Consider the following 21,855-nt stretch of genomic DNA (forward strand, 5'->3'; position numbering starts at 1 on the left):
GCGCGGCTGTCCTCGGCCACCCAAACCTCGAACCCTTCCTGGGTGAGGTAGCGGTTGAGCAGGTCGCGGATGCGGGCATCGTCGTCCACGACCAGGATGCGGTCCGGGCGGTTGCTGGGTGGCGGCATGGTCGGGCTCCCGAAAATTTGTAACAACGGTCATTGTCACACCGCCGGCCCCGCTTGCCGAGGGGTGTGGCGCGCCGGACACCGCCTGTTACAGATGTTGCCAGCGCCGCACAGTCCTGCCCGTACCGCGCCGCGCGCCGGGGGCCGGCGGCTGGCACACTGTGGGGCATGTTCACCCACCGCAGGAGTACCGCATGACCCCCACGACCTTGCGCCATGCCTTGGGCTGGCCCGCGTTGGCCTGGCTCTGTGCCGCGCTGGCCTTGCCGGCCCAGGCCCAGGCTTTGACCGAGCCCCAGAACGTGGTGCAACTCAGCGCCAGCGCCCAGCAGGAGGCGGTGCAGGACTGGCTGACCGTCACCCTCCAGGCCCGCCACCAGGCCCCCGACGCCGGCACCGTGCAAAACCAGCTCAAGGCCAGTGTCGAGCGGGCCCTGGCCCACGCCCGGCCCCGTGCCGCCCGCGCCGGGCTGGCGCTGAGCACCGGCGCCTTCCAGGTGCAGCCGCGCTACGGCCGCGACGGCCAGGTGGTGGGCTGGCAGGGCACGGCCGAACTGCTGCTGCAGGGCCGCGACGTGGCCCAGGTCGCCGCGTTGGCGGGCGACACCCCAGGCATGAGCGTGGCGCAAATGTATTTTTCGCTCAGCCGAGAAGCCAGCCAGCGGCTGGAGGCCGAGGTGCGACAGCAGGCCATCGCCCGGTTCAAGGCCACGGCCCAACAGGTGGCGCAGGAGTTTGGCTTTGCCGGCTACACGCTGCGCGAGGTGTCGGTCAGCGACGGCGGCGTGGCCAGCCCGGTGCGGCCGCGCCTGTTCATGGCCGCCGAGGCCAAGGCCGACATGGCGTCGGCCCCGGTGCCGGCCGAGCCGGGCCGCGCCACGGTGCAGGTCAGCGTGGCGGGCAGCGTGCAGCTGCGTTGATGTGCCGTGGCCGGGCTTATTGGGCGGCCCAGCCGCCGTCCATGTTCCAGGCCACGCCGCGCACGTTGTTGGCCGCCGGCGAGCAGAAGAACACCGCCAGTTCGCCCAGTTCCTCGGGGGTGGTGAACTGCATCGACGGCTCCTTCTCGCCCAGCAGCAGCTTGGTCGCCTCCTCGTTGCTCAGGCCCAGTGCGGCGGCCTTGGCGTCCACCTGCTTCTGCACCAGCGGCGTCAGCACCCAGCCGGGGCAGATGGCGTTGCAGGTCACGCCGGTGGTGGCGTTTTCCAGCGCGGTCACCTTGGTCAGGCCCACCACGCCGTGCTTGGCCGCCACGTAGGCCGACTTCTGCGCCGACGCCACCAGCCCGTGCACCGACGCCACGTTGATGATGCGGCCCCAGTTGGCCGCCTGCATGGCCGGCAGGGCCAGGCGCGTGGTGTGGAAGGCGCTGCTCAGGTTGATGGCCAGGATCGCGTCCCAGCGGTCCACCGGAAAGTCCTGCACGCTGGCCACGTGCTGGATGCCGGCGTTGTTCACCAGAATGTCCACTTGGCCGAATTCGGCGGCCGCCGCGGCCATCATGGCCTCGATCTCGGCGGGGCGGCTCATGTCGGCCCCGTGGTAGGCGACTTTCACGCCCAGCGCGGCCACCTCGGCCTGGGCCGCCTCCACCTCGCCAAAGCCGTTGAGCACGATGTTCGCGCCCTGGCGCGCCAGGGCCTTGGCAATGCCCAAGCCGATGCCGCTGGTCGAGCCGGTGACGAGGGCGGTCTTGTTCTTCAGCATGAAGTCTTCTCCATTTCCATTACGATCCGAGACATGGGCGCTTTGTCCCGTTTTGTGACAGCCACGAACGGGTTGGGCGGGCTTGAAAACATTATCACGGAAGTCGGAGGCCCCGCTGGGTGCCCCCGCGGGAGACTCTTGCATGGAACCTGTACTGCACCACCTGGCCGTTCCCGGCCCCCAGGCCAAACACAGCCCGCAGCGCCGCATCGCCTGGTGGGAGTGGAACGCCACCGGCCAGGCCTGCCCGGCGCGGGTGGTGGTGTGCGTGCACGGCCTGAGCCGCCAGGCCCGCGACTTTGACGTGCTGGCCCAGGCGCTGGCGCCGCACGCCTGCGTGGTGAGCGTGGACGTGGCCGGCCGCGGCCACAGCGACTGGCTGGACGACCCCATGGCCTACACCGTGCCCACCTACGCCACCGACCTGGCGGTGTTGCTGGCCCACCTGCGCCAGCGCCACGCCGCCGCCACCGGGTCGGCCGAACCTTATGCGCTGCAGGTCGACTGGGTCGGCACCAGCATGGGGGGGCTGATCGGCATGGCCCTGGCCTCGCAGCCGGCGGTGGGCCTGCGCCGCCTGGTGCTCAACGACGTGGGCCCGGTCATCGAGGCGCAGGCGCTGCAGCGCATCAGCAGCTACATCGGCGTGCAAACCACTTTCCCCACCGAACAGGCCGCCGCCGACGCGCTGTGGGCGATTGCCACCGGCTTCGGCCCGCACACGCCCGAGCAGTGGCTGGCCCTGTCGCGCCCCATGCTGCGCCCGGTGCTGGGCGGCTGGACGCTGCACTACGACCCCGACATTGCGGTGCCCTTCAAGGCCCTGCTGGCCGTGGGCGACAGCGACGCTGCGCGCCAGGCCGCCCACGCGGGCGAGGCCCTGTTGTGGCAGATGTACGACGCCATCACTGCGCCCACCCTGCTGCTGCGCGGCGCCGAGTCCGACCTGCTGTCGGCCGACACCGCGCGCCGCATGGGCGAACGCGGGCCGCGCGCCCGCTGTGTCGAATTCGCCGGGGTGGGCCACGCGCCCACCCTGGTGGCCCCGGACCAGGTGGCCGCGGTGAAGGACTTTTTGCTGGCCCCATGAATCTGGACACGACCGCAGTCGCCGCCCCGGCCACCGACGCGCCGCACACCGCCTTGGCCGCCGCCCTGGCCGGCTCGGGGCCGCAGGCCCGCGACGAGCAAGCGCTGGCGCGCGCCCGCGCCTTTGCCGAACCGCTGCTGCTGGGCGAACACCTGGACACCGGCGAAAACACCCTGGACCACGCCGACGCGGTGGTGCAGATCATCCGCCTCATCGGGGGCACGCCCGAAATGCAGGCCTGCGTGTACCTGGTCTACGCCTGCCAGCACCTGAACCGCCCGCGCGAAGTCATCGCCAAAGCCTTCGGCAGCGACTACGCCGACGTGGCCATGGAAGCCACCAAGCTGGTGCAGCTGCAACGGCAGGCCCGCGTCAAGGCCGCGCAGGTGCGCGCCCAGCGCCTGGCCGCGCAAGACCAGAACGGCCTGCCGCTGGCCAGCGCCAAGGCGCCGGTGTCCGAACTGGACGCCAGCCAGACCGAAAACGTGCGCAAGATGCTGCTGGCGTTTTCGCGCGACCTGCGGGTGGTCATGTTGCGCCTTGCCTCGCGGCTGCAGACCCTGCGCTACCACGCCGCCGCCAAAATCCTGCCCGACCCGGACCTGGCGCGCGAGTCGCTGCAGGTGTTTGCGCCGCTGGCCAACCGCCTGGGCATCTGGCAGATCAAGTGGGAGTTGGAAGACCTGTCCTTCCGCTTCCTGGAGCCCGACACCTACAAGCAGATCGCCCGCCTGCTCGACGAAAAGCGGGTCGAGCGCGAAACCCACGTGGAGCAGGTGCGCCAGTCGCTGGAAGCCGAGCTGCGCGCCCAGGGCGTGGCCGCCGAGGTGCAGGGCCGGCCCAAGCACATCTACAGCATCATCAAGAAGATGCGTGGCAAGTCGCTGGACTTTGACCAGGTGTTCGACATCCGCGCCCTGCGGGTGGTGGTGCCCGGCATGGACGACTGCTACCGCGTGCTGGCCTACGTGCATTCCCATTTCAGCCCGGTGCCCGAGGAGTTCGACGACTACATCGCCAAACCCAAGCCCAACGGCTACCAGTCGCTGCACACCGTGGTGCGCGACGGCCAGGGCCGGGCGTTCGAGATCCAGATCCGCACCCAGGCCATGCACGACCACGCCGAACACGGCGTGGCCGCACACTGGGCCTACAAGGAAGCCGGCGCCAAGGGCTATGCTGGCGTCTCGGCCAGTTCCGACTACGACGCCAAGATCGCCGTGCTGCGCCAGCTGCTGGCCTGGCAGCACGACTTGAGCGGCGCCGCCAGCCAGCTGTTCGACGACTGCATTTACGTGTTGACCCCGCACGCCGCCATCGTCGAGCTGCCCAAGGGCGCCACCCCGGTGGACTTCGCCTACACCGTGCACACCGACCTGGGCCACCGCTGCCGCGGCGCCCGCGTGGACGGCGCCATGGTGCCGCTGAACACCCCGCTGGACAACGGCCAGACGGTGGAAATCGTCGCCGCCAAGGAAGGCGGCCCCTCGCGCGACTGGCTCAACCCGGACCAAGGCTACCTGGTCAGCCACCGCGGCAAGAGCAAGGTGCGCGCCTGGTTCAACGCCCTGGCGGCCGAGGACAACGCCGCCCGCGGCCGCGAGGCCCTGGAAAAACTGCTGCAGCGCGAAGGCAAAACCGCCATCAACCTGGAAGAACTGGCTTCTGCCATGGGCTACGCCCAGCCGCAGGCCCTGTTCGAGGCCCTGGGCAAAGAGGAGTTGACCCTGCGCGCGGTGGAGCAACAACTCAACCCGCCCGAGCCATTGCCCACGCCCGACGAGGTGGTGCTGCGCAAGGCCCGCAGCGACGAAAAAGCCCCCCAGGGCAGCGTGCTGGTGGTGGGCGTGGATTCGCTGCTGACGCAACTGGCCAAGTGCTGCAAGCCCGCGCCACCGGACGACATCGCCGGGTTCGTCACCCGCGGCAAGGGCGTGAGCATCCACCGCGCCGACTGCCCGGACTTCAACCACCTGGCCGGCAAGCACCCGGGCCGCGTCATTGACGTGCAGTGGAGCGGCGCCAAGGGCAAGGGCACGGAGTCGGCGTTTTATCCGGTGGACGTGGCGGTGGAAGCGGTGGACCGCCAGGGTCTGTTGCGCGACATTTCCGACGCGTTTGCGCGCGAGAAGATCAACGTCATTGGCGTGCAGACCCAGTCGGTCAAGGGCGTTGCCTGGATGACTTTCACCGTGGAGGTGCCGGACGCCACCCGCGTGGCCAAGGTGATGTCGGCCGTTTCCGACGTGCCGGGCGTGCAGGTGGTGCGGCGTCGGTGACGGACTTGAAAAATCGCCTTTTTTCCTGCTAGAATACGAATCTTGTTACCGACCCAGGCGCATAGCTCAGCTGGTTAGAGCACCACCTTGACATGGTGGGGGTCGTTGGTTCGAGTCCAATTGCGCCTACCAATTTAATTGGTTTTCCTAGGTAAAGCAGCCGCCACGGCGATCAAAAGTGGCCTTGAAAAAGGCGTTGATCGTTTTGCTTGCTAAGGAGAACCCCACAATGTCTTCGACGTTGTTCACTGATGTGGCGCACGCCTACTGCGCCAGCACCGCACGGCCAGCCGACAGCCTGGCCTGTTTGCGTTTCTGGATTGACCAATTCGGACAGCGCGAGCTAACACATATCACCCCTGAAGATGTTGATGCTGGCCTGTTGGCCCTCAAGCGCCGTGGCCGCATGGTTCCGCGCCGCAATGGCCCCGCTGTGCCGTCCGGCCAGCCGATGGCAGAAACCACCTTGACCCGTTACGCTGCCGATCTTGGTGGCCTCTACCGCTACGCCAAGCGCCAACGGCTGGTTTCCCGTACCTGGACGCCGCCGACCAAAGGGCTGGAAACCGTGCAAAGCCCCCAAAAGCTGCGCTACATCACGGCAGAGGGCAAAAGCCGATTGGTGGCACTGGCCCGCGCGCTGGACAGGCGCTGGGGCAAGATGGCCGCACTGATCGAGGTGGCGTTTTCCAGCGGGTGGCGCGCTGGAAACTTACAGGCGCTGACCTGGGCAGACGTTGACCTGGCCGAAGGACTGATTCAAGCGGAGAACAGCAAGACAGGCATCCCACTGGTGACGCCTATCAGTAGCGCCGCTGTGGCTGAACTCAAGAAGCTGCCGAACAAAAACCCGGCTGCGCTGGTGTTCGGCAACAAGTGGGGCGCGCCATTTGAGTGGCGCAAGCTGTGGGCCAAGCTGACGAAGGAGGCCGGTCTAGAAGGGCACAATTTCCACTTGCTGCGACATGGCGCCGCATCCACCCTGGCCGCCAACGGAGCCAGCCAAGCCCAAATCATGGCCCACCTGGGGCACAGCACCCTGGCCGCATCGCGCCGCTATCTTCATCTAAATGTTTCTGACAAACAGGCTTTGGCCGCAAGGGTGTTCGGATGAATAAGCCGCCTTTGCCTCACGGATTGGATGATCTACAGCATGGCATCGAGGTGCTGCTGGGTACCGAAAACGGGCCTGATCGTGAAGGTCTAGCGGCCACCATCGTGGACATGGTGGGTACCATCCCTGGCACGGCGACTGCACGACTTATCAGCAGCGTGAGTCGCTTTGCTGCCTGGGGCGGTAATGCTGACACTGTGCGCGAGGATTTTCAGCAGTTCATTGTGGAAACTGGCGCATGGGTGGGTGCTCAAAATGTCCACCATAGGTCAAATATCAATCGTCAGATGGCGTCAAAGGCAGGGGCTGCAAAGCGTACAGATCACGCGGCGCAACAGCAAGAAGACGCCAACGAATGGTTTTCTAAGGCCCTGGCCTCATTCCCTGAGGCTGGGCACGTCATGCTGCTTGAAAAGTCAAGGCGGCTGCTGATGGAGGCCAAGACCGCCGCCACCAATGATCTAAACCGATACATGCAAGCGGGCAACGATTTTGGGACTAACACAACCAAAGCAAAGTTGTTCAGATTGGACGTGCAAGAAAGACTGCTGACCATACGCCGCGCCAAGGCGTTTTTGTCCGCACAAAAGGCCAGATAAATCGACCCGGTGGCACAGCATCACCGGGTTCGTGCCAGATTCTGTAAATAAGGGCCGATAGCGCCCCATAGTCACTCCATCGCCGTGGCGGCGAGCTTTTCTAGGAGTGACTGAATGAATGAAATCCCAACAAATCGCAATCAATTGGCCGGGCTGATGCCCGTGGCTGAGTGGTTAGCCGAAAGCGCTGGAAGGGTGTTTCCCACCCCCAAAAGCTGGGAGTTTTTTCGTAAAGGCCACCGTGAGGAACTGGTGCGCGAAGGCGCATTGTTCCTGGGTGCTGGCCGACGTCCCGATTATGTGGACGCCAACCTAATCGGCGCCGTGGTGCGCGATATTTTGCGCCGTGAAAGCCTGGAGCGCCTGGGTAACGCGGAGGTGGCCGCATGATCGCCCTCAACCCCCAAACCGTCACCCTGGCCACCCTGCGCCGCCGTGCGAGCATAGAGGGGATCAACGTCCGTTGGAGTCGTTCCGGTTTCAACCACAACGGCCTGGGCGAATACATCATCGTCGATGCCATCAACAACACCTTAATCGGGACCGCACCCAACGAAATGGAGCTGCGCGAATGGTTGATTGAGTTGATGAAGGATGCAGCGGAGGCCGCACGATGACCCATAAAAAAGGCACCGTCCCCACCCCTGAGAACGGCACCCCACACGAAACCAACTCCGCAATTGTCGCGCAACCTGGCGCGATTGCAAAGCGATTCCATACACTGCGCGCCGAATTGGCCCTGGCTGGTTTTGAATGCCGCGAATGCGTGGAGGGGGGTTATTTTGTCACCCGCTGGAATCTGACCAAATATTGCCGCGACCTGGCAGACCTGGAAGCGTTCGTGATGGAGGTGCGGAAATGAAAAAATCACCTCTATCTGTACGCCTGGCCCTGGTCAATCGTGCGCCCTCAGAAATTGTCATGACCGAACACGGCGAACTGCTGGGAGGCTCCAATGCGGGCAACCTGGGCGGGCGAGAGTTTCGCCGCATGGCCGCGCGATTGGCGAAGAAGGAACAGAAGAAAGGCGGGCGCCGATGACAAGCACCGTCTATAACGATTTTTTGCGGGCAAGAAGCGCATTGTGGGCGATCCCGTCCAACTTGCCGCGCGAGGATTGGCACCGTATCGGCTGTGCGGCCATTGCCGCCAAATTGCCGATTGATGAGATTGTCGAGTGGAGCAGAGGCGCCGACAACTTCAAAAGCGAACAAGACGTGCGTGCAGCGTTTCGCTCCATCAAGCCCAGCGGCAAGGGCAAGACGGCGACGGCTGCAACACTGTTTCATCTTGCCAAAAAGCATGGATGGAGCGATGAGCTACACCGTGGTGAAGTTGTGCAACCTGCGATCCGCCTGCCCGACCTGACCGCAAATGCTGGGCCAGTGTTTGCACCAGGGGCAAGCCCTGCCGAAGTCTGGGCGCGTGGTGTACCGGCTGAACAAGTCGGCCACGATTACATCGACGCCAAGCAAGGGCGACCCGATGGCCTGCGCGTGCTGCCTGCTGACGATCCGTTGCACCAGTGCAATGAACGTATGGGCGGTGCTCTGCTGGTGCCCGTGCTGCGCCATGACGGCACATTGTCTAGCCTGCAAATGATCCCGCACCAGGCGGTGCGTGCCCGCCTGCGTAACAAGGGCATGGCCGACAAGCTGAACTTAAAGGGCGCAAGCCTGGAGGGCGCGTTCACCGTCGGACACATCCGCCCCGGTGGCGTGGCGCATGTGGTGGAGGGCATCGGCCAAGCATGGGCGTGCTGGGAGGCGACCGGCGAAGCGGCTGTGGTTTGCTTTGGCTGGGGCCGGGTGCGTGCTGTGGTGCAGATGCTCCAACAACATCACCACGACCTGCGCCTGGTGCTGGTGCCCGACGCTGGCAAGGAGGCCGAAGCGCAAGCGGTGGCCCGCGATCTGGGCGCCGCTGTGGCTTACATGCCCGAGGGCGAGCCGTCCAACTTTGACGCCAATGACCTGATTCAACGCGATGGCCCACAAGTTCTACGCGATCTGCTGACCCAGGCCGCCGAAGTCACCGAAGCACCTGTATCTGCACCTCGTTACAAGCTGCTGAGTGCTGCTGATCTGGAGGCTATGCCGCCGATTGAATGGCGCATCAAGGGTGTCATGCCCACCCGTGGCCTGGCGCAAATCTACGGCCCCAGCAAGGCCGGTAAATCGTTTCTGGCCTTTGACATGGCCTGTGCCATCGCTGAAGGCCGCGATTGGTTCGGCTACCGCGTCAACGCATCGGCTGTGGTGTATGTCGCTTTGGAAGGTGAAGCTGGGTTCAAGCTGCGCGCCGAAGCCTGGAAGCACCAGAACGGACGGCCACTGCCCGATGCGCTGCACCTCGTCATGCAGCCGTTTCGCATCAATAACCCGATTGATGTGAGCGACTTGGCCGCTGTGGTGCCACAGGGTGCTGTGGTTTTCATCGACACCCAAAATCGTGCGGCACCCGATGCAGATGAGAACTCGGCCAAGGACATGGGCGAGATCATCGAAGGGGCCAAGACCCTGCAAGCCGCAGCCGATGGACTGGCAGTGCTGGTGGCACATACCGGACACGGCGCAGCAGGCAGGCCGCGCGGGCACTCTAGCCAAATCCCCGCAGTGGATGCCGCCATCGAAGTGAGCCGCAACGGCGACCAGCGTACATGGCGTGCTGACAAGGTGAAGGATGGGCAAGACGGCGCCGAACATGGATTCACCCTGTCCGTGATCGAACTCGGCACAGACAGCGATGGCGATGCGCTCACAAGCTGCGCGGTATCACCGCAAGAGCACCACGAAGCACCCAGGTTCAAGCCACTGAGCGAAACACAACGCCAAGGCATCGCCGCCTATTGCCTGGCCTGCGATGAGGGGCACGGCCTGCTAGACCACGAAGGAAAGTTCATCGGCCTGCACCTAGAGGCCTGGCGCGTGAAGTTCTACGAATTGAGCACGGCTGACACCCCGGACGCCAAAAAGAAAGCGTTTCAACGTGTCCGTACTAGCCTGCAATCGGATGGGCTGATGACCGTATCCCAGGACGTTTACCGCGTGCTGGAGCCCGCAGCGACGATCCGGGAAGCCGACTTCATCAAGGCCACAAACAAACGGGACACGGGACAAAAGCGGGACATAGACGGGACATGTCCCGACCATAAGCGGGACGGGACGGGACATGTGTCTTTAAACATGTCCCCATGTCCCGATGGTGCGGCAGGTAAAGGGGGTGAGAAATGAAAAAGACCACCCCCCGCAAGCCTGGCGACCTGCCCAGCATCAAGGCACTGCGCGAGGTGCTGGCCTATGACCCCGAGAGCGGGGCACTGACCTGGCGCAAGACGGTCAACACCCGCGCCCAGGCCGGGCAGGTGGCGGGCTGCCTGCGCCGCGATGGGTTCCGCGTTGTGCGTTACCAGCGCATCACCGTGCTGGCATCGAGGCTGGCATGGGCGCTGCACTTTGGCGAATGGCCGCTGGGGTGCGTGAGCCATCGCAACGGTATCAACAGCGACGACCGCCTGGGCAATCTGCAACTGACCGATACCAAAGGCATACACGCCAACCGCTACCGCCCAGACGGTGACAGCAAGACCGGCCACCTGGGCGTGATCCTGCTGCGTGGCCGCTGGGTTGCCCGGTTTCGCAATAAGCGCATCGGCACATTCGACACACCTGAGCAAGCCGCCGTGGCCTATTGGCGACACAAGCAAGCCCTGGGCGTGCTGTACCGGCCTGCCGATCTGCTGCCCGTCACCTTGGAGCCAAAGCCATGACCGAGCAAGACCTGCACGACTACCTGCACGGCATCTGCTGCCCTGCTGCGATGGATTGGACAGCCAACAGCCTGGGCATGGGATTGCTGGCAGTGAGCGCAAAAGAGGCCACAGCGCGCGCGAGGCGTGAAAGGCAGGGCAAGGCATTGGCGCCGCAAAAGAAACGCACCAGCAAGCGATTAGAGGCCGTGGTGGGGGTGTCGGCAACTAAACCGAAGCGATTGCAGGTAAACCAGCACGACAGCCATGCGCGGAAATTAGCCGGCCCATGAAAACAATCAGCAAATATCAAGGCGCCCCCCGGGGGGTGTTTCTGAAGTGTTTTGATGGTTGACTAAAAACCGGCCGCTTGCCTTCAATTTATCGCAAGCCGATAACTATCTGCCCCATTTTTTACCCCTGCCGCCCGCACACCTGCACGCGAGAAAGGAAAGACACCATGCAACGAAATAAGCAATTGCCCCCGGCGCTGAGAGCGCGCATTAACCGATTGGCGCATCAAGTCGCCGTGGCTGACGAATACCGGCGGCGCAATGAGCTATTGCAACGCCTGGAGGCCCTGCAAGCCGCTGGCGCCACCTATGACGAGCTAGAAGCCGACCTGGTGGCCATGGAAAAGGAAATGCAAGCATGACGCCCGCGCAAACCCTAGAGCATTACCGCCAGCAAATCGAGCGATTAAACGAAATCAACGAAGCGCGGCAGGCCCGCGAGGATGCGCTGCGCGTTCAAGTCGAGGCGCTGAAGGTGCGCGCCGACTGGCTGACCCAGCAACTGGCTGCCCTCAAGCAAGGTGTGCAACCATGACGCCGCAGCAAAAGCAAGCCGAGGCCCTGCGCGCCCTGGTGCGCGCTGCCCAGGACTACATGACCGCCAGCATTGAGGAACTGGCCAGCAACGAAGAAAGCGCCAACGCATTAAACCTAGCGCTGAATTTTGGAGGCGTGGCGTTCGTGGAGGTGGCGCAAAACATGCCGCCCATGAACGATTTCCCGATTGTGAGAATTGGGGTTCACGATCCGGCCCGAGGAAGTCGCTATTTGATCGAGCAACGGCTGCAAACAATGCGCGATTGGCAATAGTTTGCAAAATGTGGAATAGGTTATTAGAATCGGTTTGCGCGCGCTAATAGCCTGGTGCGTGTGGCTGCAATCAACAGAGTGATTCTGTCTGCTGCCTGGCTAATTGGCTGATCTGGGTGAGCCTGATTCAGACAAGCGCCAAAAGGTGAATCACTTTCCCTTTTATGGAGTTTCCAAATGTCTGAAATTACCCAAATCGTGCAAAAAGGCATCGACCAGATGCAGGCCCAATTCGGCACCCGTATTGGCGAACTGGAGCAGGATTACAAAGGCTTGAGCCAAGCACTTAACGAAGTGGCCCAAAAGCAGGGCGGCGGCGGTATCTTTGCCACTGGCGTACAGAGTAGCGGCCCAGGTGCTGCCGGTAACGGTGCACTGGCCAAGGCCCTGAACGATGAGCGCATCCGTGCCATGGTGGCAGACCGTGGCATCAAGTCGGCATCTGTGACGCTGAACGCACCGCTGGCCAGCCTGTTGCAGTTCAAGAGCGGCCCTGTGGTGGGTGATGTTTCATCGAGCGCCACCGACCTGATCGACGTGCAGGCCCAACGCGATCCGCGCCTGGGTTCGTTCGGTGCGCGCCGCCTGACGCTGATGGAGGCACTGCCCCGCATCGTGGTTTCCAGCAATGCGCTGGACTACAACGTGCTGAGCAACTACGTCAACGCCGCCGCGATTCAGGCCCAGGAAGGTGCAGCGTTTGCCGCTGGTTCCATGCCGACTGAACTGAAAACCGCGCGCATTGCCACCATCGGCTTTTTCCAAAAGCTGAGCAATCAGGTGGTGGCAGATATGCCGCTGCTGGTGAGCCAAGCTGGCCAAGTCATGCGCTACGGCGTGGCGCAAAAGGCTTGCCACGAGTTGATTGCAGGCACTGACGTTATCGACGGGCTGCAAGAGCAGGCCACCACCTTTGTGGCGGCCAGTGACACGCCCTGGGCCGATGCCATCGGCTATGCCGCCACTTCGCTGGAAAGCAACGGCTGGCGCGCTGATACGGTGGTGATGCACCCGACCCTGTGGCAGTCCATTCGCTCTGAGCGCAACCTCGAAAGCGCCTATGTGGCCCAAAGCTGGGCGACCGCATCGGCCCAAACCCTTTGGGGCATGAATGTGGTGACTGATCCGAGCGTGAGCCAAACCGCGCCGCTGGTGCTGGATTCCAGCCAAGTGGCGATTCTTGACCGCAGCGAAGCCCGCGTGGAACTGGGCCGCTCTGGTGACGACATGACCAACGGCACCATGACCATGCTGGCCGAAATCCGCGTGGGCCTGGCTGTGTTCAGTCCCGACGCCGTGCTGGAAGTCACCGTGCCCTGAGCTTGATACCGCCTAGCCCGGAGGCGCGCCGCAAGGCGATAGCCGGGCGCTGGCCTAAGTCGGACAGTCGCCAGTTTCCAGCAAGCAACACCGACAGCCTGCGGCCATTGTGAGAACGGCGCGGCAGGCATCAAGCCCCCAGGTAACGCAACCGCCTGGGGGCTTTGTTTTTGTGGGCGCTGCTGCACCTAGCGCTGCAACGATGTTCAACACCGGCCCGCGTGGCCGGTTTTTTTGTGCCTTGTGGCCTGGGATAGTGGCGCTATACTTAACCACATCGCCCGGTTGCTGCCGGTTGCCTGACCGTTGACATGGTGGGGGTCGTTGGTTCGAGTCCAATTGCGCCTACCAATTTTAAACCCCGGTTCTTCTGTGAGAGCCGGGGTTTTGCTTTTTAGGGGTTCACACGGCCGCCGTCAAGCATGGGGGGCTGTCTGACGCCCCCCCACTCAGCTTTCATCAAAGTAGTCGGTGTCCACCCGTTTGATTTCGTACACGGTGTGCACCGCCACACCCACGCCGTGGTCATACATCAACTGGGCCAGCATCGGGCCATCGATCAGGATGATCTTGCTGTCGATTTTTGAGACGAAATCCCGTGCTTCCTTTGAATAACTGGAGGTCGTGATGAAAATCCCTTTTTTCGCCCGTTGCCCCTGCAAGGCCCCGCGAATTTTTGAATGTCGGGGCGGCCAATTGTCGCCTCGTAGCGTTTGGCCTGCAGGTAAATCGTGTCCAGTCCCAACGGGTCTTCTTTGATGATGCCGTCAATGCCTTCGTCCCCCGAGCGACCGATGGCTCGCCCCGCATCCTTGAGGTTGCCGCCGTAGCCCATCTTCACGATCAGGTCCACCACCATGCGTTCCAGAAATTCGGGGGGATTGGCCGCGATCTTGTCCAGCAAGCCGCGTTCAATGTCGCGCCGGATTTGCTGGTGGGCGTTTTCCACCGCCTCCAATGGACTGATCTCCAGCGATTCCGGGGCCTCTGGCAAGGAGCCAACCGGCGTGGATCGGTTGGGTTGGCCGGGCAAGTCTTTCAGAAACCGCAGGTTGATCGGGCCTGGGTGGGTTGAGAGCACCTCACGCCCGCGTTCCGTGATGATCGAAACAGCCCGTCGAGGGGACTCGATCAATCCTGCGTTGGCGATGTAGGTTTTGGCCCAACCCACCCGGTTGTCGAACAGCTTGGCGCCTCCACTCGGCAGCATTTCGCGCCGTTGTTCGTCGGTCAAACCCAGTTGCTGGGCCAGCGCGTTGACCAATTCCCGGTTGGCGTGTTCCCGCCCATCGGCATGCAGGTCGAGCAAAGGTCGCATCAGGGCTTGAAAGTCGGGGATGGTCATGCGTTGCGGGGTGAAGGTGCCCAATGCGTGTCAGTGCACGGCCTTGAATTGACCGTGCCAGTCCCCACGTTCAGCCTAATCTGATCTTTCGGGAGCACTTGGATGCGCATCGACAAACTCACCACCAAATTCCAGGAAGCTCTGGGCGAGGCCCAGACGCTGGCCCTGGGCAACGACCACGCCTACATCGAGCCGGCGCATGTGCTGGCCGCCATGCTGCGCCAGCAGGACGGCCCCAAGGCCTTGCTGCAGCGCGCCGGCGTGAACGTGGCCGCGCTGGCCAAAGTGGCCGACGAGGCCGTGGCCAAGCTGCCCCAGGTGCAGGGGCAGGAACAGGTGCAGGTGGGCCGCGACACGGTCACCTTGCTGCAGGCGGCCGAGAAGGACGCCATCAAGCGTGGCGACCAGTTTGTGGCGAGCGAACTGTTTTTGCTGGCGCTGGCCGATGGCAAATCGACCTTGGCCGAAGAGGCGCGCAAGGCCGGCTTGAAGCGCCAGCCGCTGGAAGCCGCCATTGACGCGGTGCGCGGCGGCCAGAAGGTGGACAACCCCGAGGCCGAAGGCCAGCGCGAGGCGCTGAAGAAGTACACCCTGGACCTGACCGAGCGCGCCGCGCAAGGCAAGCTGGACCCGGTGATTGGCCGCGACGACGAGATCCGCCGCGCCATCCAGGTGCTGCAGCGCCGCAGCAAGAACAACCCGGTGCTGATCGGCGAGCCGGGTGTGGGCAAGACCGCCATCGTGGAAGGGCTGGCCCAGCGCATCGTCAACGGCGAGGTGCCCGACACCCTGAAAGACAAGAAGGTGCTGGTGCTGGACATGGCGGGTCTGCTGGCCGGCGCCAAGTTCCGCGGCGAGTTCGAGGAACGTCTGAAGGCGGTGCTGAAAGAGGTGGCGCAGGACGAGGGCAAGATCATCCTGTTCATCGACGAGATCCACACCATGGTGGGGGCGGGCAAGGCCGAGGGCGCCATCGACGCGGGCAATATGCTCAAGCCCGCGCTGGCCCGGGGCGAGCTGCACTGCATTGGCGCGACCACGCTGGACGAATACCGCAAGTACATCGAGAAAGACGCCGCGCTGGAACGCCGCTTCCAAAAGGTGCTGGTGGACGAGCCGACGGTGGAGGACACCATCGCCATCCTGCGCGGGTTGCAGGAACGCTACGAGAAGCACCACAACGTGGACATCACCGACCCGGCCATCGTGGCCGCGGCCGAGTTGAGCCACCGCTACATCACCGACCGATTCCTGCCCGACAAGGCGATCGACCTGATCGACGAAGCGGCGGCCAAGATCAAGATTGAGCTGGATTCCAAGCCCGAGGTGATGGACAAGCTCGACCGCCGCATGATCCAGCTCAAGATCGAGCGCGAGGCGGTGAAGAAGGAAAAGGACGAGGCCTCGCAGAAGCGGCTGTCGCTGATCGAGGAAGAATTGGTCAAGCTGCAGCGCGAGTACAACGACCTGGACGAAATCTGGAAGGCCGAAAAGGCCAGCGTGCAGACCTCGGGCAGCGTGCGCGAAGACATCGAGCAGGTGAAGCGCGACATTGAGGAGTTGAAGCGCAAGGGCGACTTCAACAAAGTGGCCGAGCTACAGTACGGCAAGCTGCCCGAGCTGGAGAAGCGCCTGAAAGATGCCCAGGCCAAGGAGGCCGCCGGTGACGGCAAGGCCCACAAGCTGCTGCGGACCGAAGTGGGTGCCGAGGAAATTGCCGAAGTCATCAGCCGCGCCACTGGCATTCCGGTGAGCAAGCTGATGCAGGGCGAGCGCGACAAGCTGTTGGCCATGGAAGACAAGCTGCACGAGCGCGTGGTGGGGCAGGACGAGGCGATTGTGGCCGTGGCCAACGCCATTCGCCGTTCACGCGCGGGCCTGAGCGACCCGAACCGTCCGCTGGGCAGTTTCCTGTTCCTGGGCCCCACCGGCGTGGGCAAGACCGAGCTGTGCAAGGCGTTGGCGGGCTTTTTGTTCGACAGCGAGGAACACCTGATCCGCATCGACATGAGCGAATTCATGGAGAAGCATTCGGTCAGCCGCCTGATTGGCGCGCCGCCCGGCTACGTGGGCTACGACGAAGGCGGCTATCTGACAGAAGCCGTGCGGCGCAAGCCTTACAGCGTGATCCTGCTGGACGAGGTGGAGAAGGCCCACCCCGACGTGTTCAACGTGTTGTTGCAAGTGCTGGACGATGGCCGCCTGACCGACGGCCAGGGCCGCACCGTGGACTTCAAGAACGCGGTGATCGTGATGACCAGCAACATCGGCTCGCACCTGATCCAGGCCATGGTGGGCCAGGACGCCGAAGACATCAAGGACGCGGTGTGGGGCGAACTGAAGCAGCACTTCCGCCCGGAGTTCCTCAACCGCATCGACGAGACGGTGGTGTTCCACGGCCTGAACGCCGAGCACATCGCCAACATCGCCAAGATCCAGCTCAAGGTGCTGACCGAGCGCCTGGCCAAGATGGACCTGGTGCTGAACGTGAGCGAGTCCGCGTTGGCCGAACTGGCCAAGGTGGGCTTTGACCCGGTGTTTGGCGCGCGACCGCTCAAGCGCGCGATCCAGCAGCGCATCGAAAATCCGCTCTCGCGCTTGCTGCTGGAGGGCAAGTTCCCGCCCAAGAGCGAGATTCCGGTGGAGGTGGACCCCATCACTTCGCCGGGGCAGTTCCAGTTTGGGCGCGTGGTGCATTGACCACGAGCAGCCCATAAAAAAAACGAGCCGCGAGGCTCGTTTTTTTGTGCCCGATGCGCGCTTTATTGCACCTTGGCCTTGTTGCGCAGGGCGTCCTGGAACTCGCCCAGGCGCTGTTGCTGCAGTTGCTGTTCGATCTGCGGTTTCAGCTCGTCCAGCGGCGGCAGGGCAGCTTGGCGCACGTCGTCCACGCGGATGATGTGCCAGCCAAACTGGCTTTTCACCGGGGTGTCGGTCATCTGGCCCTTGCCCAGCTTGACCATGGCCTCGGCGAATTCGGGCACGAAGGTGTTGGCGGTGGCCCAGTCCAGATCGCCACCGTTGGCGCCAGAACCCGGGTCTTTGGACAGCTTCTTGGCCAGTTCCTCGAATTTGGCGCCTTTCTTGATGTCGGCGATGAGGTTCTTGGCTTCGGCCTCGGTTTCCAGCAGGATGTGGCGCGAGCGAATTTCCTGGCCGCCGTTGGCCGCGACGAACTTGTCGTATTCGGCCCGGATGTCGGCCGCGGAAACGGTGTTCTTGCGCTGGAAGTCGGCGAACAGTTCGCGGATCAGGATGGTTTGCGAGGCCAGGGCGACCTGGGTGCGGTACTCGGCCGAGGCCTTGAGGCCGCGGCGTTCGGCTTCCTGGGCGAAGATTTCGCGGGCAATGACCTCTTCCTTCAACTGGGCCTTGACCTCGTCGTTCACCGGACGGCCCGAGCGCTCGAGTTGCTGGGTCAGCGCGTCCAGGCGCGACAGCGGCACGGGCTTGCCGTTGACGATGGCCAGGTTCTGGGCCGACACGGGCAGTGCGAAGGTGGCGGCCAGGGCGACCGCGGTCAAGACGTGTTTCATGGGGGAGGGCAGGGGTGGGAAAAAATCAACGTTGGAGATCGATGGCCAGGGCATGCAGGCCGGCGTCGAAATAGGGTTGCAGCGCATCATACACAAGGCGGTGGGCGGCCACCCGGCTCAGCCCCTGCAGGCGCGGGCCGCCGATGCGGACCCGAAAATGGGTGCCCCGGCCCAGACCGTTGGCCCCGGCGTGGCCGGCGTGGGCCGCGCTTTCGTCCAGCACTTCCAGGGTGGTCGGGGCCAGGCGCTCGCGCAGGGTGGCGGTCAGGGCCTCGGCCGTGGGCCAGGCCCCGGCGGCAGCGGGGGTGGGGTTCACGGTTGCTGCTCCTTCGGGTCGTCTTTCAGGTGCCGGGCCACGTACACGCCCTGGCCCACGATGAACAGCACCGGAAACACGTAGCCCCAGAGCTTGAAGTTCACCCAGTCCTCGGTGGAGTAGTAGGCCGCCACGTAGGCGTTGAGTCCGGCCATGAAGACGAAGTAGGCCACCCACACCACCGTCAGCCGCGCCCACACCCCGTCGGGCAACTTGAGCTGGCTGCCCAGCAGCATCTGCAGGAAGTTCTTCTTCCAGATCCACAGGGCGGCGGCCAGCACCAGCGCCATGCTGGCGTAAAGCACGGTGGGTTTCCACTTGATGAAGCGCTCGTCCTGCAGCACCAGGGTCAGCACGCCGAACACCAGCACCAGGGCCAGCGTGACTTTTTGCATGGTCTGCAGCCGCCGGTCGATGCCGTAGATCAGCGCCGTCTGCGCCACGGTGGCGGCCATCAGCACGCCGGTGGCGGTGTAGATGTCCTGCAGCTTGTAGGCCACCACGAACAGGGCGATGGGGAAAAAATCGATCAGGAAACGCATGGGGCGGATTATCGCTTTTGCAGTTCCAGCGCCGCGGAGTTCATGCAGTAGCGCAGGCCGGTGGGGGCGGGGCCGTCCTCGAAGACATGGCCCAGGTGGGCGCCGCACTGGCTGCACACGGTTTCCACCCGCACCATGCCGTGGCTGCGGTCCACCACCTCGGTGATGGCACCGGGCAGGGCCTGGGCAAAGCTGGGCCAGCCGCAGCCGGCGTCGAACTTGGTGCCGCTGTCAAACAGCGGCTGGCCGCAGCAGATGCAGCGGTAGGTGCCGTCGGCCCAGACCTGTTCGTAGCGGCCGGTGTAGGGGCGTTCGGTGTGCGCGCGGCGGGTGACGTGGAAGGCCAGCGGCTCGGCGTCTTTGGTGGCCAGTTCAGCCTGCCATTGCGCGTCGGTTTTTTGAAGGGGGAAGGTCATGGTTCGGTGGGGGCGCTCAAAAGTCCATTGTCGGCGGGGGCGCGAGGCCCTGCTGACGGTGGGGCCGGTGGGGCGGCGGGCCGGGTTCAGGGCGGGGGCAGGGGGGCCGCGTCGGGCTCGGCGCGCAGCAGGGCTTCCAGGGCCGCGTCGTTCAGGATGTCCACCCGCCCGAACTCCAGCGACACCCAGCCCTGGGCCTCAAACTGCTTGAGCACCCGGTTGATGGTCTGGCGCGACAGGCCGGCCAGGTGGCCCAGGTCTTCCTGCGACAGGTTGATCTTGCGCATGCCTTGCCAGAACAGGTGGCTCAGGTACTGGGCCACCCGTTCCTCGGGCGAACGCAAGCGGCCCGATTCGATGATGGCCATGGCCTGGCCCAGCCGCAGGTTGAGGCGCTCGATCAGGTAGTGGTTGAAGGCCAGGTTGTGGCGGTACAGGGCCTGGAACTGCGCCAGCGGCAGGCCGATGAGGGTGGTGTCGCGCAGGGCCACCACGTCGTAGCGCCAATGGTCGCCACGCAGCACCGAGCCTTCGCCGAACCACTCGCCGGCGGGCACCCCCAGAAAGGCCGACACCTTGCCGTCCGGCCCGCTGGTCTGCAGCTTGGCCATGCCCGACAGCACGCCGTACCAGCCGCCGATGCGGTCGCCCTTGCGCAGTAGGTGTTCCCCCTTGGCGGCCTTGTGCAGCACCACGGTGTCCAGCAGGGCGTGGCGTTCGGCTTCGGGCAGGCGGTCAAACCAGGGCTGGCCATACAGAAAAATGCTCGCGGGCGAGCGCTTGTCCAGCAGCATGGGGGCGGGTCTCCGGTGCGCCGCACGACTTGTCGGCTTCGCGACAATTATCGCCCCGCACTCGGGGTTTGCCACGATGGCCGCTGGCGGGCCCGGCTACGATAGTCTGAGACTGACCCGTACCTGACGTCGCACTCCCTTATTCCATCCCACCGCAGGAGACCCCATGCTAGGCCTGATGCAAGACCGCCCGTTGCTCATTTCCGACCTGATCGAACACGCCCAGCGCCACCACGGTGACGTGGAAATCGTGTCGCGCCGGGTCGAGGGCGACATCCACCGCACCACCTACCGCGAAGCGGCCGGCCGTGCCCGCCAGCTGGCCAACGCCCTGGACGGGCTGGGGGTGGGGCAGGGCGAGCGCGTGGCCTCGCTGGCCTGGAACGGCTACCGCCATTTCGAGATGTACTTCGGCGTCAGCGGCTCCGGCCGGGTGCTGCACACCGTCAACCCGCGCCTGATCCCCGAGCAGATCGTCTGGATCGTCAACCACGCCGAGGACCGGGTGCTGTGTTTTGACATGACCTTCTGGCCCATCGTCAAAGCCATCCACGACCAGTGCCCGACGGTCAAACGCTGGGTCGCCCTGTGCGACGACGCCCACCTGGCCCAGCTGACCGCGGCCGGCGGCATTCCGAACCTGGTCAGCTACGAGGCGCTGATCGGTGCCCAGCCCAGCACCTACGCCTGGCCGGTGCTGGACGAGAACAGCGCCTCCAGCATGTGCTACACCAGCGGCACCACCGGTCACCCCAAGGCCGCGCTGTACAGCCACAAGTCCACCATCCTGCACGCCTACGCCGCCGCCTTGCCCGACGTGATGTGCCTGAGCGCCCGTGACAGCGTGTTGCCGGTGGTGCCGATGTTCCACGTCAACGCCTGGGGCATTCCGTACTCTGCCTGCGCGGTGGGCTGCAAGCTGGTGTTCCCGGGCGCGGCGCTGGATGGCAAGTCCGTCTTCGAGCTGCTCGACACCGAGGGCGTGACCTTCGCCGCCGGTGTGCCCACCGTGTGGCAAATGCTGCTGACGCACATGGCGCAGAACGGCCTGAAGCTGCCCAAGCTGGGCCGCACCGTGATCGGCGGCTCGGCCTGCCCGCCGGCCATGATCGACGCCTTCCGCCTGGAGCACGGCGTGGACGTGCTGCACGCCTGGGGCATGACCGAGATGAGCCCGCTGGGCACGCTGTGCACCCTCAAGAACAAGCACCTGGACCTGCCCGAGGCCGAGCAGATGAAGATCCGGCTCAAGCAGGGCCGCTCCATCTTCGGGGTGGACATGAAGGTCGTCGGGCCGGACGGCCAGGAACTGCCCTGGGACGGCAAGAGCGCCGGCGACCTGCTGGTGCGTGGGCCGTGGATCATCCGCGACTACTACCGCGGCGAGGGCGCGCCGCCGCTGGTGGACGGCTGGTTCCCCACCGGTGACGTGGCCACCATCGACGCCGACGGCTTCATGCAGATCACCGACCGCAGCAAGGACGTGATCAAGTCCGGCGGCGAATGGATCAGCTCCATCGACGTGGAGAACATCGCCATGGCCCACCCGGCGGTGCTGATGGCCGCCTGCGTGGGCATGCACCACCCCAAGTGGGACGAGCGCCCGATCGTGGTGGTGGTCAAGAAGCCCGGGGCCGAGGTGACGCGCGAGGCCTTGCTGGCCTTCTACGAGGGCAAGATCGCCAAGTGGCAGGTGCCCGACGACGTGGTGTTTGTGGACGCGATTCCCCTGGGCGCCACCGGCAAGATGCAGAAGGTCAAGCTGCGCGAGCAACTGGCGGGCTACCGCCTGCCGGGCCTCTGATTTCCCCCTGTGCA

Annotated in this window: 24 protein-coding genes, 1 tRNA gene and 1 pseudogene; 19 read left to right on the top strand and 7 right to left on the bottom strand. The window is 64.4% G+C overall.

Annotated features, from left to right (window positions below):
* Window positions 1-322: 322 nt before the first annotated feature.
* On the top strand, window positions 323-1,048 hold the full coding sequence (locus HA630_RS19930) for an SIMPL domain-containing protein (RefSeq protein WP_166837117.1): 726 nt from the start codon (window positions 323-325) through the stop codon (window positions 1,046-1,048).
* Window positions 1,049-1,064: 16 nt separating this feature from the next.
* Here HA630_RS19930 and HA630_RS19935 read toward each other — a convergent pair whose 3' ends face one another.
* Window positions 1,065-1,835 (bottom strand): 3-hydroxybutyrate dehydrogenase, encoded by a 771-nt coding sequence (locus tag HA630_RS19935; RefSeq protein ID WP_166837119.1) that lies wholly within the window; start codon window positions 1,833-1,835, stop codon window positions 1,065-1,067.
* Window positions 1,836-1,977: 142 nt separating this feature from the next.
* On the opposite strand from HA630_RS19935, the gene HA630_RS19940 reads away from it, so the two are divergent.
* The 16 genes from HA630_RS19940 (at window position 1,978) to HA630_RS20015 (ending at window position 13,088) form a co-directional block, all read left to right on the top strand.
* Window positions 1,978-2,925 (top strand): alpha/beta fold hydrolase, encoded by a 948-nt coding sequence (locus HA630_RS19940; protein WP_166837121.1) that lies wholly within the window; start codon window positions 1,978-1,980, stop codon window positions 2,923-2,925.
* Window positions 2,922-5,204: a bifunctional (p)ppGpp synthetase/guanosine-3',5'-bis(diphosphate) 3'-pyrophosphohydrolase gene (locus HA630_RS19945; protein ID WP_166837123.1), complete on the top strand. Its 2,283-nt coding sequence runs from the start codon at window positions 2,922-2,924 to the stop codon at window positions 5,202-5,204. The genes HA630_RS19940 and HA630_RS19945 overlap by 4 nt, the downstream gene beginning before the upstream one ends.
* Before the next feature lie 55 nt (window positions 5,205-5,259).
* Window positions 5,260-5,336, top strand: a tRNA-Val gene (locus HA630_RS19950).
* Window positions 5,337-5,382: 46 nt separating this feature from the next.
* Entirely contained in the window at window positions 5,383-6,318 is a 936-nt protein-coding gene (locus tag HA630_RS19955; protein WP_166837125.1) for a site-specific integrase, read from the top strand.
* Window positions 6,315-6,917: a hypothetical protein gene (locus HA630_RS19960; RefSeq protein WP_166837127.1), complete on the top strand. Its 603-nt coding sequence runs from the start codon at window positions 6,315-6,317 to the stop codon at window positions 6,915-6,917. Before HA630_RS19955 ends, HA630_RS19960 begins: the two co-directional genes overlap by 4 nt.
* Window positions 6,918-7,031: 114 nt before the next feature.
* Complete coding sequence (locus HA630_RS19965) at window positions 7,032-7,307, top strand: hypothetical protein (protein ID WP_166837129.1); 276 nt, start codon at window positions 7,032-7,034, stop codon at window positions 7,305-7,307.
* Window positions 7,304-7,534, top strand: coding sequence for a hypothetical protein (locus tag HA630_RS19970; protein WP_166837131.1), 231 nt, complete (start codon window positions 7,304-7,306; stop codon window positions 7,532-7,534). Before HA630_RS19965 ends, HA630_RS19970 begins: the two co-directional genes overlap by 4 nt.
* A complete protein-coding gene (locus tag HA630_RS19975) occupies window positions 7,531-7,779 on the top strand; it encodes a hypothetical protein (protein ID WP_166837133.1) in 249 nt (82 codons plus the stop codon). Before HA630_RS19970 ends, HA630_RS19975 begins: the two co-directional genes overlap by 4 nt.
* Window positions 7,776-7,958, top strand: coding sequence for a hypothetical protein (locus tag HA630_RS19980; RefSeq protein ID WP_166837135.1), 183 nt, complete (start codon window positions 7,776-7,778; stop codon window positions 7,956-7,958). Before HA630_RS19975 ends, HA630_RS19980 begins: the two co-directional genes overlap by 4 nt.
* Complete coding sequence (locus HA630_RS19985; protein ID WP_166837137.1) at window positions 7,955-10,150, top strand: AAA family ATPase; 2,196 nt, start codon at window positions 7,955-7,957, stop codon at window positions 10,148-10,150. Before HA630_RS19980 ends, HA630_RS19985 begins: the two co-directional genes overlap by 4 nt.
* Window positions 10,147-10,686: an HNH endonuclease gene (locus HA630_RS19990; protein WP_166837139.1), complete on the top strand. Its 540-nt coding sequence runs from the start codon at window positions 10,147-10,149 to the stop codon at window positions 10,684-10,686. The genes HA630_RS19985 and HA630_RS19990 overlap by 4 nt, the downstream gene beginning before the upstream one ends.
* A complete protein-coding gene (locus tag HA630_RS19995) occupies window positions 10,683-10,958 on the top strand; it encodes a hypothetical protein (RefSeq protein WP_166837141.1) in 276 nt (91 codons plus the stop codon). The genes HA630_RS19990 and HA630_RS19995 overlap by 4 nt, the downstream gene beginning before the upstream one ends.
* A gap of 167 nt (window positions 10,959-11,125) precedes the next feature.
* Window positions 11,126-11,320 carry a hypothetical protein gene (locus HA630_RS20000; protein ID WP_166837142.1) on the top strand — a complete coding sequence of 65 codons (195 nt, stop codon included), beginning with the start codon at window positions 11,126-11,128 and terminating at the stop codon, window positions 11,318-11,320.
* Window positions 11,317-11,493, top strand: coding sequence for a hypothetical protein (locus tag HA630_RS20005; RefSeq protein ID WP_166837144.1), 177 nt, complete (start codon window positions 11,317-11,319; stop codon window positions 11,491-11,493). The genes HA630_RS20000 and HA630_RS20005 overlap by 4 nt, the downstream gene beginning before the upstream one ends.
* Window positions 11,490-11,768 carry a hypothetical protein gene (locus HA630_RS20010; RefSeq protein WP_166837146.1) on the top strand — a complete coding sequence of 93 codons (279 nt, stop codon included), beginning with the start codon at window positions 11,490-11,492 and terminating at the stop codon, window positions 11,766-11,768. The genes HA630_RS20005 and HA630_RS20010 overlap by 4 nt, the downstream gene beginning before the upstream one ends.
* 177 nt (window positions 11,769-11,945) lie before the next feature.
* Window positions 11,946-13,088, top strand: a complete 1,143-nt coding sequence (locus HA630_RS20015) for a phage major capsid protein (protein WP_166837148.1) — start codon at window positions 11,946-11,948, stop codon at window positions 13,086-13,088.
* A 590-nt stretch (window positions 13,089-13,678) separates the two neighbouring features.
* Here the strand turns inward: HA630_RS20015 and HA630_RS20020 are convergent.
* A pseudogene (locus tag HA630_RS20020) lies at window positions 13,679-14,433 on the bottom strand (winged helix-turn-helix domain-containing protein); the annotation flags it as partial.
* Window positions 14,434-14,535: 102 nt separating this feature from the next.
* Here HA630_RS20020 and clpB point away from each other — a divergent pair.
* Window positions 14,536-17,133, top strand: coding sequence for an ATP-dependent chaperone ClpB (gene clpB, locus HA630_RS20025; protein WP_166837150.1), 2,598 nt, complete (start codon window positions 14,536-14,538; stop codon window positions 17,131-17,133).
* 62 nt (window positions 17,134-17,195) lie between these two features.
* Here the strand turns inward: clpB and HA630_RS20030 are convergent, their stop codons facing one another.
* From HA630_RS20030 to HA630_RS20050, 5 genes are all read right to left on the bottom strand, one after another.
* Window positions 17,196-17,969: a peptidylprolyl isomerase gene (locus tag HA630_RS20030; RefSeq protein ID WP_166837151.1), complete on the bottom strand. Its 774-nt coding sequence runs from the start codon at window positions 17,967-17,969 to the stop codon at window positions 17,196-17,198.
* Between the two features lie 25 nt (window positions 17,970-17,994).
* Complete coding sequence (locus HA630_RS20035; protein WP_166837153.1) at window positions 17,995-18,285, bottom strand: BolA family protein; 291 nt, start codon at window positions 18,283-18,285, stop codon at window positions 17,995-17,997.
* The gene (locus HA630_RS20040) at window positions 18,282-18,827 is read right to left on the bottom strand and encodes a septation protein A (RefSeq protein WP_166837155.1); all 546 of its coding nucleotides are present in this window, start codon (window positions 18,825-18,827) and stop codon (window positions 18,282-18,284) included. The genes HA630_RS20035 and HA630_RS20040 overlap by 4 nt, the downstream gene beginning before the upstream one ends.
* Before the next feature lie 8 nt (window positions 18,828-18,835).
* Window positions 18,836-19,243 carry a peptide-methionine (R)-S-oxide reductase MsrB gene (gene msrB, locus HA630_RS20045; RefSeq protein WP_166837157.1) on the bottom strand — a complete coding sequence of 136 codons (408 nt, stop codon included), beginning with the start codon at window positions 19,241-19,243 and terminating at the stop codon, window positions 18,836-18,838.
* 86 nt (window positions 19,244-19,329) lie between these two features.
* Window positions 19,330-20,037, bottom strand: a complete 708-nt coding sequence (locus HA630_RS20050) for a Crp/Fnr family transcriptional regulator (protein WP_166837159.1) — start codon at window positions 20,035-20,037, stop codon at window positions 19,330-19,332.
* A 166-nt stretch (window positions 20,038-20,203) separates the two neighbouring features.
* On the opposite strand from HA630_RS20050, the gene HA630_RS20055 reads away from it, so the two are divergent.
* Window positions 20,204-21,841, top strand: a complete 1,638-nt coding sequence (locus tag HA630_RS20055) for a 3-(methylthio)propionyl-CoA ligase (protein WP_166837161.1) — start codon at window positions 20,204-20,206, stop codon at window positions 21,839-21,841.
* Window positions 21,842-21,855 lie beyond the last annotated feature (14 nt).

The organism is Aquabacterium sp. A08 (genome assembly GCF_011742065.1).